This window comes from Anaerococcus sp. Marseille-P9784 (assembly GCF_902500265.1).
GTDB lineage: Bacteria > Bacillota > Clostridia > Tissierellales > Peptoniphilaceae > Anaerococcus.
This window is the reverse complement of record NZ_CABVOZ010000002.1, coordinates 467,323-479,844: the sequence shown is the minus strand read 5'-3', so window position 1 is coordinate 479,844 and position 12,522 is coordinate 467,323. Positions and strand designations below refer to the sequence as shown.

Genomic DNA, 12,522 nt, shown 5'->3' with positions numbered 1-12,522 from the left:
GATGGTCGGGGTGAAAGGATTCGAACCTTCGGCCTCATGTTCCCAAAACACGCGCGCTACCAAGCTGCGCCACACCCCGCTAAGTGCTTACTCATATAGTATACGATAATAAAAGATATCTGTCAAGGGCAAAATAAAATTTTTTAAATCCTATTAGGCAAAGGACAAAAGTCTGATATAATAATACCATAAATAGGAAATTAGTAAAATATAAGGAGCTTACTTTTTTAAAAGTTTAAATTCTTAAATAGGTATTAATTATGAAATACAAATCTAAAAAAGATCAGTTAGAAGATTATATAAAACTAGAAATTTTACATGGAAATTTGAAAAACGGTAGTAAAATTAATGACAAAAAATTTTTTACCAGCAAATTTAAAATAAATCCAGTCTATGTTGACCAATGTTTTGACGAACTTATCGATAGTCAAATTTTGGAAAGCAAATCGGATGGATTGTATATAAGAGTTAATGAAGAGAAAAAGGCCAACATCAGATATGAATATCTCCATTCCTATATTAACGAATTTTTACATTCTTTGGAAGATATTGATATCAGCCTTGATGAGGCAATTGAACATTTAAAGCTAAGGAATCTTGCAAATGGATAAGATAATAGAATTACAGAATGTTAAGAAAAAATACAAGGAAATAACAGCCCTTGATGATATAAGTTTTGATATTTGCCAAGGCAAAATTTTGGGTTTATTTGGTCCATCTGGATCTGGGAAAACTAGCTTATTAAAAATTATCGGAGGACTTTCAAAAGCTACAAAAGGCGAAGTCAAAATATTTGGCGAGGATATAAGCTACAAAAACAAAGAATTTATAGCTTTTAAGTCATCAACTTTTGATTTCGAAGAAGACTTTACTGGAAATGATCTTATTGAACTTTATGGAGATTTTTATAAAAATTTTGATAAGGATTACAATGAAAGACTTAATGAATATTTAGACATAGATACATCAAAATTTATTAAAAATTTATCCAAGGGCCAAAGGCAAAAATTAAATATAGCCCTTACCTTATCCTTAGATGCAAAAATTTATCTCTTAGATGAGATAATTGACGGTCTTGACCAGGTAGCTAGTGGAAAGATTATAGATTTATTAATCGATAAAATTGACGGCAAAAAAACCATGATTATTGCAAGTCACAAGATCGATAAGATTGAAGATTTGATTGATGATGTGATTTTTTTAAATAGAGGGAAAATTTTTATAAAAGCTAAGGCAGAAGATTTAAGAAACAAAGAAAATTTGAGCTTAGCTGACTTTTACGATAGGATATATTTGAATTGATATGAAAAAGTTATTAAAATTTGATGTAAAAAGAAATAATAAAATTATTACAAGACTTATGATAGTAAATGCCATATTCTTGGCCTTTGCCATAGTATTTCATCTCTTTGTAAAAAATTTAAACCTTACTTTTACTAAAGACTTTATAAGAATTATATTTATAGGAGGAGTAGTATTTTTTATCTTTGAAAATTTTATTTACTTATTTAGTCTTGTAGATAAGGATTTCACTAAAGCAAATTCATATTTGATTTTCTCCCTACCCTTATCTAGTAAAACATATTTGACAAGCAAAATCGTCAATTTTGCAATTTTTTATATAATAAATTTAATGTTTTTGCTAGGCTTTTATAAGTTATTTTATTTTAATATAGGTAGTGATCTAATTTATTATTTTGCAATTGCATTAATTTGCTTTGTCTTAGTTTTGTTGGCTAGAATTAACAAAAATGTCCTAAGTAATTTTAAGGAAAATAAATCGGCTGGAATCATTGTTGTAATTTTTCTTGCCCTTATAATTTTTATTGCTTATGTTATTTGCAAATATTTTTCCCTAGTTTTTGTAAATACAAGCTTACAACTTGCAAAACCCATGGATTATGCTTTTGTATTTCCTTTTGCAATAGGCAAATATGGAATCTATAAAAATCTTACACCATTTATTTATTACTTGTTGATAACTTTAGGAATTTTTGTAAAAACGTCAAAATTTTTGGAAGATAATATTGATTTACCATAGGAGGAGCAAATGAATACCTTTGATCAAGTAAAAGAGATAATAAAAAATTCTAACAACATTGTATTTTTTGGAGGTGCTGGAGTTTCAACTGCTTCAGGATTGCCAGATTTTAGATCTGCAACTGGACTTTACAATAGGAAAAATAATTCTGCCTATTCTCCAGAATATATGCTAAGTCATGAGTTTTTGATTAAGCATCCAGATGAATTTATGAAATATATAAAAGAAAATTTGATGGTTGATGGAATAAAGCCAAATGCTTGCCATTATGCTTTGAGCAAATTAGAAAAAATGGGCAAACTTAAAGGAATAATAACCCAAAATATAGACAGCCTTCACCAAGATGCTGGAAGCAAAAATGTAATCGAGCTTCATGGAAATATAAAGGATTATTATTGCATGAATTGTGGAAAAAATTTCGATTTAGACTATATTAAAAAGTATGAGGATATAGCAACTTGCGATAGATGTGGGGGGATTATAAGACCTGATGTAGTCCTTTATGGAGAAGGGCTAAATCAAGACAATATTTCCTATGCTATAAATTTGATAGCAAAAGCTGAGGTATTAATTATTGGAGGAACTTCCCTTGCAGTATATCCAGCTGCTGGCCTTATAGATTTTTATAGGGGAGATAAATTAATTTTGATAAATATGGAAGCTACAAGCAGAGATAATATAGCAAATTATATTCTCCAAGGTGACATAAGTAAGATTATGGAAAAGTTAGTAGAGGAAGATGATGAAAAATAAACTAAACATAGATGAATTTGGGATATTTTTGGTATGGATGGGAATTATTTTTAGCCTAATATCATATTTCACCAAATCAACATTTCTAAATTCTTTTGGCTTTGTAATTTTTGTCTTTGCCATATACAGATCTTTTTCCGGACAAAAAGAAAGAAGGTCATTGGAAAATAAACAATTTAAAGAAAAACTTGTTGATCCAATAAAACAAGCCTTTAAAAACGGAAAAAAAGATGCAACAAAACTTAATAGAAGTAAGGATTATAAGTATATTGCTTGTCCAAATTGTGGGCAAAAACTTAGAATTCCAAAGAAAAAAGGCAATGTAAAAGTGAAATGTCCAAAATGCGGAGAAAAATTTGATGCTAGAAGTTAAGCTCTAGCATCTTTTAAATTTTCAGATAGAAAGTATAATTTTTTAGAAAGGGGATTATAATGAAAAGACTTATAGGAACAAGATCAATTGGACTACGTGCGCCAATTATAGAAAAAGGTGACGATTTAGTAGAAATCGTCTTTGACAGCGTGAAAAATGCTTGCAAAAATCACGAAATTGAAATTAATGATAAAGATGTAGTTTGTGTTACAGAATCTCTTGTAGCAAGAGCTCAGGGAAACTATGCAAATATCGACCAAATTGCAAAAGATATCAATAACAAATTCGATGGTGATGAACTTGTAGTATTATTTCCAATTTTATCAAGAAATAGATTCTCAATTCTGCTTAGAGGAATAGCAAAAAGTGGCAAAAAATTACACATTTGCCTATCATATCCACAAGATGAAGTTGGAAACTATTTGATGGATGAAATGGACCTATTTAACAGCGACATCAATCCTTACAAAGATGTTTTAGACATCGATGAATTTAGAAAAATTGCTGGAGAATATAAACATACATTCACAGACATTGATTATCCGAAATTATACAGCGAATATGCAAAAAATTCAGAAATTCATTTTCTAAATAATCCAGTGGATGCTCTAAAATTCTCAAAAGATGTTTTGGTTTGCTCAATTCATACCAGAGAAATCGTAAAAAGAAAACTAAAAGAAGCAGGTGGCAAAAATATCTTATCACTTGATGAAATCTTAGATGGATCAGTTGATGGTTCAGGCTTTAACGAAAAATATGGACTTTTGGGATCTAACTTATCCACAGAAAATGAAGTAAAATTATTCCCAAGAAATGGCGAAGAATTTGTATTAAAACTTCAAGAAAAACTTAAAAATGAATTTAACAAAGAAATTGAGGTAATGATCTATGGCGATGGGGCATTTAAAGATCCAGTTGGAAAAATTTGGGAACTAGCAGATCCAGTTGTATCTCCAGCTTTTACAAGTGGATTATTTGGAACTCCAAGTGAACTAAAAATTAAATATATAGCTGATAATGAATTTTCACATTTATCAATTGAAGAAAGAACCTCAGCTATGGTAGATAGAATTTCCAAAAAAGAAAAAGAGTTAGTTGGCAAAAATGAAACACTAGGAACAACTCCAAGACAAATCACAGATTTATTGGGTTCATTAGCTGATTTAACATCAGGTTCTGGAGATAAAGGAACTCCAATTGTTCTAATTCAAGGATATTTTGACAATTATTCTAATAATTAGTTTATAAGGAGAAGTACTAGTGGATAATGCTAGCAATAATGCAAAAAAAGATAATAAGGCCTTTGGAATCAAATTTATAGACACCTATTTAGAAAAAAGAGCCATAGCCAAATACAATCACGACCCAATGGACGAGTTTACAAGATTTCTTATGATGAGTTTTGCAGCCATACTTATGGCCTTGGGGACCCATTTTTTCAAATATCCCAATTCATTTGTAATTGGTGGAGTAGAGGGTATGAGTATTATAATCTCAACCTTCCTACCCTTAACTCGTGCACAACTAACATTAATAATCAACATAATTTTGTTAATTGTCGCCTTTTTTGTTTTAGGTAAGAATTTTACTCTAAGGACTGGCTATGTGGCAATACTAAACTCGCTAACAGCATTGGCACTAGATTATATAGCGCCAGTACATGGATCACTAACAAATAATAAAATGTTAGAGCTAATTTATACCCTAATTCTTTCAGCGGTTGGTTCTGCAATATTATTTAACCTTGCAGCAAGCTCGGGTGGGACAGATATTATCGCCATGATAATAAAAAAATACTCGGCACTTGAAGTAGGAAAATCCTTGCTGGTAGTAGACTCGACCTTCACTTTCTTATCAATTTGGATATTTGATATAGAAATAGGTCTACTATCATTTTTGGGACTATTGCTTAAAGGAGTATTTGTCGATGTAATAATTCAATCGATGAATACTGATAAGCTATTTATAATAATAACTACAAAACCTAAAGAAATTGGCGCATTTATTAGAGATGATCTAAACAGATCTGCCACAGTTTTAGATGGACTTGGTTTATACAAAGGTGTAAATCGATCTGTATTTTTCCTAGTATTATCACCAAAAGAAGCTCCAAGAACTAAATTATTTTTAAAACAAATAGACCCTTATGCTTTTATAACAATAATAAATACTTCAAAAATCATTGGCAAAGGCTTCTATCTGACCAACGATGGCAAATAAGAAGCTAAAAATCAATAATTTAATTGAATTGTGTAGAAATTAAGTGTAAAATATAGGTAAGAAACAAAAGTAGGAGGTAATATGAAGTCAAAAAGAATGAAATTTTTGCTAATCCTCATTGTGACTTTATGTTTCTCTCCTATATTTAGAGTAGAAGCAAATGAAGTAACAAATGAAGATAAGAAAGACACTGTACTAAAAAGTGGAGATGAGCTAATCTTAACCGAAAGTGAAAATGCAAATAACGAAGCTCCTAGTATCGACCCGATAGAAAAGCCGGATGATAGCAATGGTGAAAAAGATTTGGAAAAAAATAAAGATCAAGAAAATCTAGAAAATCCAAAAGCAAACACCCAAAAGCCTCTAAAGGCAACTGCTCCATCTCCTCCAAATAAAACAAAAGATGCAAAAGAAAAAAAAGTAAATGAACTAATAGTTGAAGTTAACAAATTCTTAGAAGAACTTAATCAAAAACCAAAAAATCCTAACGAAACATCAAAAACTTCAAAAACTGAAGCTGGCAAAGATAATAACAAAGAATTTGAAAAAGCCGTCGAAAAGGCAACAGCTATATTAAAATCAAACGATATAAGCAAAAAAGAATCTGATAAAATTGCCAAAGAAACCAAGGAAATATTAAAAGAATATTCTAAGAAGATTGAACAAACATCAAATAATCAAAAAAAGCAAGAGCTAGCTAAAGAAGCAGCCGAAAAAATCAACAAAAGCGTAATAAAAATATCCGATGATTTACCAAACAAATCGGAAAAAAACAAAGAAAAAGAAACCATATTTGATCAAAAAAACCAAACATTGGTAGTTGAAATTGAAGCAACAGATACCGATATAGAAAACGCTTTGGATGAAAAAAACGAAGAAAACAAAGGAGAATTAACCAAATCCATATATTTAGGAAAATCTCCAAAGTTAAATCAAAAAAGATCATCAAAGCTTTACTACATAATATTAGTATTAGTCCTTGCTCTTTTACTTAGCATATCATTTGCCATATATTACGCGCTAAAAGCAAAGGATAAAACTAAGCAAAATATACAATAAAAAACCATAATTTTAAAATCTAATCGTCAAAAAGTCATAAACTTTCTGGCGATTTTTTTATGGAAATTATAATAATATAAATATAAAAATGATTTTTTTGCAAATTTATCTTATAAAAAACCTTAAAATTTTGTAAAATTTTTCAAAAAAAAAAGAGGCCTAAGCCTCTTTGAAATTTTTTTATTCTTGTGGTTCAAACATATCTTTGCCTACTCCGCAAACTGGGCATACCCAATCTTCTGGAAGTTGGTCAAATTGTGTACCAGCTTTGATTCCGTTATCTTCATCTCCTTGAGCTGGATCATAAATATATCCACATGCTGTACATACGTATTTCATTAATTGTCTCCTTTCGTTATTTTATATCTCTATTATACCACTAAATCGATATTTTGTGAGAGATATTAATAATATCAAAAATTTGGGTATAAAGTTAATAATTAAGGAGAGCTTTTATGGAGATTATTAGGCGTAGCTTTCATACAGATCTTAGACTTATTAAAGAATTTAGAGATACCAGTCTTACATTGCTTAAAGCCTACGGGATATCTGAAGATAATTTATTTAAAATTAGGCTGATTTTAGATGAACTGATTTCAAATTCCTATAAACATGGAAATAATAAAGATTTTAGCAAAATAATTGAAGTTAGTATAGAAATTGATGATAATTATTGTATGATAAAAGTAAGAGATGAGGGTAAAGGGATAATTTTTGATAGAAAAAAAGATGTTTTTTCAGAACATGGAAGAGGTCTACATATAGTTGATTTTATCTCTGATAAAATGCTGGTTGATAATAATATTATCACTGCATTTGTATCTCTAAAAAGCAATTTGTAAATTACCACCTAGAATTTACACTAGGTGGTTTTTTCTGTGATTTATTGATAATATATTAACCTACGATATAATATATTGATATGATTTGAATTTTGAAAGAAGGATTTATGTTTAGAAAAGATGTAAGAAATGTCGCAATTATTGCCCATGTTGACCATGGGAAAACTACACTTGTAGATGGATTATTAAAAACTTCTGGTTTGTTTCGTGAAAATCAGACTGTTAATGAAAGAGTTATGGATTCTAATAGCATTGAAAAAGAAAGAGGAATTACAATTCTTTCAAAAAATACCGCTATCCATTATAAGGGAATAAAAATTAATATTATAGATACACCAGGCCATGCTGATTTTGGTGGAGAAGTTGAACGCGTACTAAATATGGCAGAATCTGTTGTTTTGGTTGTTGATAGCCACGAAGGACCAATGCCACAAACAAAGTTTGTTTTAAGAAAAGCTATCGAATTGGGCTTGCCAGCTATAGTTTGTATAAACAAGGTCGATAGACCCGATCAAAGGATTGACGAAGTTGAAGATGAAATCCTAGATTTATTTATTGCTCTTGAAGCTGATGAATCATATTTGGAAAGTCCTTTTGTTTATGCTTCAGCAAAAAATGGCTGGGCAAGTTTAGATAAGAATCAAGTAAAAGATGATATGACTGACTTACTTGATACGATAATCGATTATACGCCAGTTTTTGAGGGCGATGAAGATAAGCCATTTAAAGTTTTGGTTTCTACTACAGATTACAATGATTATCTAGGCAAAATTGCCATAGGTAAAGTTGAAAATGGAACCATAAGAAAAAATGAAAATGCAATTATAACTAATTACAACGATGAAAATAGGATGGTAAAATCAAAAATTGTAACAATTTACGAGTTTGATGGTCTCCAAAGAGTAGAAGTTGGAGAAGCTAAATTTGGATCTATCGTTGCTTTATCTGGAATGGAAGATATTTCTATTGGAGACACTATAGGCACAGAAGAAGATAGCGAACCTATTGAATTTACCAAAATTTCAGAGCCGACCTTGTCTATGACTTTTTCAGTAAATGATTCTCCATTTGCAGGTCGTGATGGGAAATATGTAACAAGTAGACACATTAGAGATAGATTATTTAAGGAAAAACAAACTGACGTTTCACTTAGGGTGGAAGATACAGACACAACAGAAAGTTTCAAAGTTTCTGGACGTGGGGAGCTTCATCTATCAGTTCTAATTGAAAATTTAAGACGTGAAGGTTACGAATTTCAAGTTTCAAAACCTGAAGTAATGTATAAAACTATCGATGGGAAAAAACACGAACCAATGGAATATGCAACAATAGATGTCGATCAAGAATACACTGGTTCAGTCATAGAAAAACTTGGCAGAAGAAAAGGTGAACTAATGGATATGAATCCAAATTCATCAGGCTATACAAGACTTATATTTAAAATTCCTGCAAGAGGACTTATAGGTTATAGGCAAGAATTTCTAACTGACACCAAAGGAACGGGAACTTTAAACTCAGAATTTGCTGGCTATGAACCTTACAAGGGCGACATAGAAACACGTCAAGATGGATCACTAATAGCAAGCGAACAAGGAATTGCTCGTGCTTACGGACTAAATACAGCTCAAATGCGTGGTTTATTATTTGTCGAAGCTGGAGATGAGGTCTATGAAGGCGAAGTTGTTGGAATGAATCCAAAGGGACTTGATATAGATGTAAATGTCTGCAAGCAAAAGAAACTTACAAATACCCGTGCAAGCGGTTCAGATGATGCTATATTACTAACTCCAGCAAAAAAAATGAGCATAGAAGAAATGATGGAATTTGTCGAAGATGACGAATTGATAGAAATCACTCCAAACAATCTAAGAATTAGAAAGAGAATCCTAGATTCCAACCTAAGATACAAATCAAAAAAATATAAATAGGAGGCCAAAGTGGACAAAAAATTTGAAAAAACGCTTAGTCAAATAATAAGCACTATGATACTTTTAGTTTTCCTATTAACCATGATATCAATTAGAACAAATATTTGGATACTAAATTATATATGGTCGGGATTATTTATCATCTCATGGATAAGCTTGCTAATTTTTACAATAGGCGTGCTAATAAAAAAAGAAACTTATGGAATTTCCATATTTATTGCAATAATGACGGCAATAGGATTTGCTATCCTAAGTGTCCCAGCTCTTTTGATTTTAGGGAAATTCATTCCTATAATACCAATGAATTTAACTTACAATATAAAAGTTTTGGATCAAAATAGCCAAGTAATAATATATAACACCTTAATGATGTTATATTCTCTTCACCTAATCCATATAATAATATTAAATAAAAGGGCAAGAACCATTGCAAATGTTGAAAAATCACTAGGAGCGATCAAAGAAAATAATATAGAAAACAATAAAGAAGAAATCCTAGTTGATGGAGAAGAAGCAAATCTCCAAGCAGAAGAAAATATTGATGATAATTTAAGTAAAAATTCATTAGAAAATGATAATGTTTTTACTGAAAATATAGAAAATAGTGAAAAAATTGCATATGATCCAGAAATTAACAAAGATTTAGGGTATAATAATGAAAAAGTAGTACTTGTAGAAGAATTAACAGATGATGATTTAGATTTTATGGAAAGTGGGAATGAAAATGACTAAAGAAAATGGAGTATCATTAGCAGTAATAAAAAGACTACCAAAATATTATAGGTATCTTGAAAGCATCAACGATAAAGGAATAGTAAGAGTTTCATCAAAAGAATTATCTGATATAACAGGACTAACAGCCAGCCAAATTAGACAAGACCTAAACCACTATGGTTGCTTTGGTCAACAAGGTTATGGTTACAATGTTAGAGATTTGATGGACGAATTGTCAAAAATTATTGGAGTTGATAAAAAATATTCCATGGTACTAATAGGCTATGGAAATATTGGACATGCTCTTTATCAATACTCTTCCTTTAAGGATTTAGGCTATACTTTTAGTGCGGTTTTTGACAAAAATACAAAACAAAAAACCAAAGATGGCAAAGAAATTTACAGCATAGAAGATTTATCTGATTATTTGAAAGAAAATAATATTGATATAGGAATAATTGCAACTCCAAAAGAAGTTTCTCAAGAAATTTGTGATATCTTATGTAAGGGAGAAGTAAAAGGAATTTGGAATTTTTCTCCAGTAGATTTAAAAACATCCAATGGAGTAGTTCTTGAAAATGTTCATCTTGATGAATCATTGTTTACCCTAACTTACTTTATTAATTCCCCGGAGGACTATAATTATTAATGAATGTATTGCAAGTTAGTAATCTAAGCAAATCTTATCCAAGTAAGGATATATTTTCAAACATCAATTTTATAATTGAAAAGGGTGATAAGGCAGGGCTCATTGGCAATAATGGGGCTGGCAAATCCACCCTTTTTAAAATTCTAACAGATGAAATTTCAAAAGATGATGGAGAAATTTTTATTCCCAATGATGTAAAAATAGGATATTTGGAGCAACAATTATCGATAAATAGCCACCAAAGCATCTACGATTATTGTCTTGGTGTTTTTAAAGATCTTATAGATATAGAAAAAAAATTAAGAGAAATTGAAAAAAAACTTGCAAAAGAAAATCTAGATCAACTGGAACAAAATGATTTATTGCACGAACACAACAGACTTTTTGAAGAATTTGAAGAAAAAAACGGTTACCAAATAAAATCAGAACTTGAAGGAACCCTAAAAGCTATGGGATTTTCTGATGAAGATTTTGACAAAGACATACAAACCTTATCAGGTGGACAAAAAGCTAGAGTCGAATTGGCATATCTTTTGTTAGAAAAACCGGATTTGATTTTGCTAGATGAGCCGACCAACCATTTGGATATAAACGCCATCAAATTTTTGGAAGTATTTGTTAAAAACTACCAAGGATCAGTAATAGTAATATCCCACGATAGGTATTTCTTGGATAACACTGTAAATAAAATTTTATTTTTAGATAATGGAACTTTAAACACTTATAATGGCAATTACACAAGTTTTATTAAAAAACGAAAAAAGGATCTAGAATCCCTTTATCATCAGTACAAAAGCCAGCAAAAAGAAATAGATAGACAAGAAGAAATTATCTATAGGCTAAAAAACCAAGGCGGTTCAAAAAGAAAAAGAGGGATTTCCCAATCAAGGTCGCGTCAAAAACTTCTTGATAAGATGGAAAGAATTGAAAATCCAAATAAGCCAAGTCATCTAATGAAATTAAAATTCACCCCAAGAATTTTAAGTGGCCAAGATGTTTTGGCTGTAGATAAAATTTCCAAGACTTTTGATCAAAAAGAAATTTTTTCAAATATTTCATTTAAACTCTTTAGATCTGAAAGAACTGCAATAATTGGGGAAAATGGAGTAGGTAAAACCACCTTATTTAAAATAATTTTGGGAGAAGAAAATCCCACAAGTGGCAAAGTTTATCTAGGTCAAAGTGTACATATTGGATATTTTGACCAAGAGCAAAAATCTTTGGACTTATCCAACACGATTTTTAATGAAATAAGTGAAACTTATCCGATGCTTACAAACTTTGAAATAAGATCCTATTTGGCAAAATTTATGTTCTACAATGACGATGTCGATAGGGAAATTTCTGAACTTTCTGGTGGAGAAAGAGCGAGAATCTCACTACTTAAGCTGATGATTTCTGATAATAACTTCATTTTGATGGATGAGCCGACCAATCATTTGGATATAGATTCAAAAGAAATTTTGGAAGATGCAATTCTTGATTATGAGGGAACTCTACTAATAATAAGCCACGATAGGTATTTTCTAAATAAAATTGCAAGTAAAATTTTGCTAATGGAAAGTAAGCAGATGACAGAATATCTAGGCAATTACGATTACTATGAGAAAAAACTAAGCGAAGCAAAAGAAGATCCAAAATCTAATAAAGAAATAAGCAAGACTCAACTTGTAAAAGAAAAGAAAAAAATAAATCTTAAAAAAAATGAAATTAGAAAAATTAAGGCAGAAATCAAAGAAATAGAAGAAAGACACCTAGAAATTGACGAAAGAATCAAGGAGTTAACAAATTTAACCTTAGAGGAAAACTTCTATGCCGACCAAAAACAGGTAAAAGAAACCTTTGATCAAATAAAAACTTTAGAAGAAGAAAAGACAATCCTTGATGATAGATGGCTAGAATTAAGCATGGAAATAGAATAAAATCAAAAAAGCTATTGGTAA

14 protein-coding genes and 1 tRNA gene are annotated in these 12,522 nt (G+C 30.3%); 13 read left to right on the top strand and 2 right to left on the bottom strand.

Translation table 11 applies throughout. The features are described from left to right. Positions 1-2: 2 nt before the first annotated feature. A tRNA-Pro gene (locus GAN53_RS06185) sits at positions 3-79 on the bottom strand. Positions 80-260: 181 nt separating this feature from the next. Between GAN53_RS06185 and GAN53_RS06180 the strand changes: the two genes are divergently transcribed. The 8 genes from GAN53_RS06180 to GAN53_RS06145 all read left to right on the top strand — a co-directional run bounded on the left by GAN53_RS06180 (position 261) and on the right by GAN53_RS06145 (position 6,446). Beyond that, complete coding sequence (locus GAN53_RS06180) at positions 261-611, top strand: hypothetical protein (protein WP_151410051.1); 351 nt, start codon at positions 261-263, stop codon at positions 609-611. Beyond that, complete coding sequence (locus tag GAN53_RS06175; RefSeq protein WP_151410049.1) at positions 604-1,302, top strand: ATP-binding cassette domain-containing protein; 699 nt, start codon at positions 604-606, stop codon at positions 1,300-1,302. The genes GAN53_RS06180 and GAN53_RS06175 overlap by 8 nt, the downstream gene beginning before the upstream one ends. Position 1,303: 1 nt before the next feature. Next, positions 1,304-2,041, top strand: a complete 738-nt coding sequence (locus GAN53_RS06170; RefSeq protein ID WP_151410048.1) for a hypothetical protein — start codon at positions 1,304-1,306, stop codon at positions 2,039-2,041. A 9-nt stretch (positions 2,042-2,050) separates the two neighbouring features. Continuing rightward, positions 2,051-2,794 (top strand): NAD-dependent protein deacylase, encoded by a 744-nt coding sequence (locus tag GAN53_RS06165; RefSeq protein WP_151410046.1) that lies wholly within the window; start codon positions 2,051-2,053, stop codon positions 2,792-2,794. Next, positions 2,784-3,167, top strand: coding sequence for a hypothetical protein (locus GAN53_RS06160; protein ID WP_151410044.1), 384 nt, complete (start codon positions 2,784-2,786; stop codon positions 3,165-3,167). Before GAN53_RS06165 ends, GAN53_RS06160 begins: the two co-directional genes overlap by 11 nt. A gap of 59 nt (positions 3,168-3,226) precedes the next feature. After that, positions 3,227-4,408, top strand: a complete 1,182-nt coding sequence (locus GAN53_RS06155; protein WP_151410043.1) for a coenzyme F420-0:L-glutamate ligase — start codon at positions 3,227-3,229, stop codon at positions 4,406-4,408. Between the two features lie 19 nt (positions 4,409-4,427). Continuing rightward, entirely contained in the window at positions 4,428-5,387 is a 960-nt protein-coding gene (locus GAN53_RS06150; RefSeq protein WP_318655660.1) for a YitT family protein, read from the top strand. 81 nt (positions 5,388-5,468) lie between these two features. Further along, positions 5,469-6,446, top strand: coding sequence for a hypothetical protein (locus tag GAN53_RS06145; protein WP_151410041.1), 978 nt, complete (start codon positions 5,469-5,471; stop codon positions 6,444-6,446). 180 nt (positions 6,447-6,626) lie between these two features. On the opposite strand, the gene rd is transcribed toward GAN53_RS06145, so the two are convergent. Then, a complete protein-coding gene (gene rd, locus GAN53_RS06140) occupies positions 6,627-6,785 on the bottom strand; it encodes a rubredoxin (protein WP_151410039.1) in 159 nt (52 codons plus the stop codon). 116 nt (positions 6,786-6,901) lie between these two features. Between rd and GAN53_RS06135 the strand changes: the two genes are divergently transcribed. The 5 genes from GAN53_RS06135 to abc-f all read left to right on the top strand — a co-directional run bounded on the left by GAN53_RS06135 (position 6,902) and on the right by abc-f (position 12,501). After that, positions 6,902-7,288 carry an ATP-binding protein gene (locus GAN53_RS06135; protein ID WP_151410037.1) on the top strand — a complete coding sequence of 129 codons (387 nt, stop codon included), beginning with the start codon at positions 6,902-6,904 and terminating at the stop codon, positions 7,286-7,288. Between the two features lie 107 nt (positions 7,289-7,395). After that, positions 7,396-9,216 carry a translational GTPase TypA gene (typA, locus tag GAN53_RS06130; protein WP_151410035.1) on the top strand — a complete coding sequence of 607 codons (1,821 nt, stop codon included), beginning with the start codon at positions 7,396-7,398 and terminating at the stop codon, positions 9,214-9,216. Between the two features lie 9 nt (positions 9,217-9,225). Beyond that, positions 9,226-9,948: a hypothetical protein gene (locus GAN53_RS06125; protein ID WP_151410033.1), complete on the top strand. Its 723-nt coding sequence runs from the start codon at positions 9,226-9,228 to the stop codon at positions 9,946-9,948. Beyond that, positions 9,941-10,579, top strand: coding sequence for a redox-sensing transcriptional repressor Rex (locus GAN53_RS06120; RefSeq protein WP_151410281.1), 639 nt, complete (start codon positions 9,941-9,943; stop codon positions 10,577-10,579). Before GAN53_RS06125 ends, GAN53_RS06120 begins: the two co-directional genes overlap by 8 nt. After that, positions 10,579-12,501, top strand: coding sequence for a ribosomal protection-like ABC-F family protein (gene abc-f / locus GAN53_RS06115; RefSeq protein WP_151410031.1), 1,923 nt, complete (start codon positions 10,579-10,581; stop codon positions 12,499-12,501). Before GAN53_RS06120 ends, abc-f begins: the two co-directional genes overlap by 1 nt. Positions 12,502-12,522: the final 21 nt, after the last annotated feature.

Bases quoted from the DNA above. Each gene is read 5' to 3' on its own strand.
- GAN53_RS06180 (WP_151410051.1), top strand. From the start codon at position 261: ATGAAATACAAATCTAAAAAAGATCAGTTAGAAGATTATATAAAACTA.
- GAN53_RS06175 (WP_151410049.1), top strand. From the start codon at position 604: ATGGATAAGATAATAGAATTACAGAATGTTAAGAAAAAATACAAGGAA.
- GAN53_RS06170 (WP_151410048.1), top strand. From the start codon at position 1,304: ATGAAAAAGTTATTAAAATTTGATGTAAAAAGAAATAATAAAATTATT.
- GAN53_RS06165 (WP_151410046.1), top strand. From the start codon at position 2,051: ATGAATACCTTTGATCAAGTAAAAGAGATAATAAAAAATTCTAACAAC.
- GAN53_RS06160 (WP_151410044.1), top strand. From the start codon at position 2,784: ATGAAAAATAAACTAAACATAGATGAATTTGGGATATTTTTGGTATGG.
- GAN53_RS06155 (WP_151410043.1), top strand. From the start codon at position 3,227: ATGAAAAGACTTATAGGAACAAGATCAATTGGACTACGTGCGCCAATT.
- GAN53_RS06145 (WP_151410041.1), top strand. From the start codon at position 5,469: ATGAAGTCAAAAAGAATGAAATTTTTGCTAATCCTCATTGTGACTTTA.
- rd (WP_151410039.1), bottom strand. From the start codon at position 6,785: ATGAAATACGTATGTACAGCATGTGGATATATTTATGATCCAGCTCAA.
- GAN53_RS06135 (WP_151410037.1), top strand. From the start codon at position 6,902: ATGGAGATTATTAGGCGTAGCTTTCATACAGATCTTAGACTTATTAAA.
- typA (WP_151410035.1), top strand. From the start codon at position 7,396: ATGTTTAGAAAAGATGTAAGAAATGTCGCAATTATTGCCCATGTTGAC.
- GAN53_RS06120 (WP_151410281.1), top strand. From the start codon at position 9,941: ATGACTAAAGAAAATGGAGTATCATTAGCAGTAATAAAAAGACTACCA.
- abc-f (WP_151410031.1), top strand. From the start codon at position 10,579: ATGAATGTATTGCAAGTTAGTAATCTAAGCAAATCTTATCCAAGTAAG.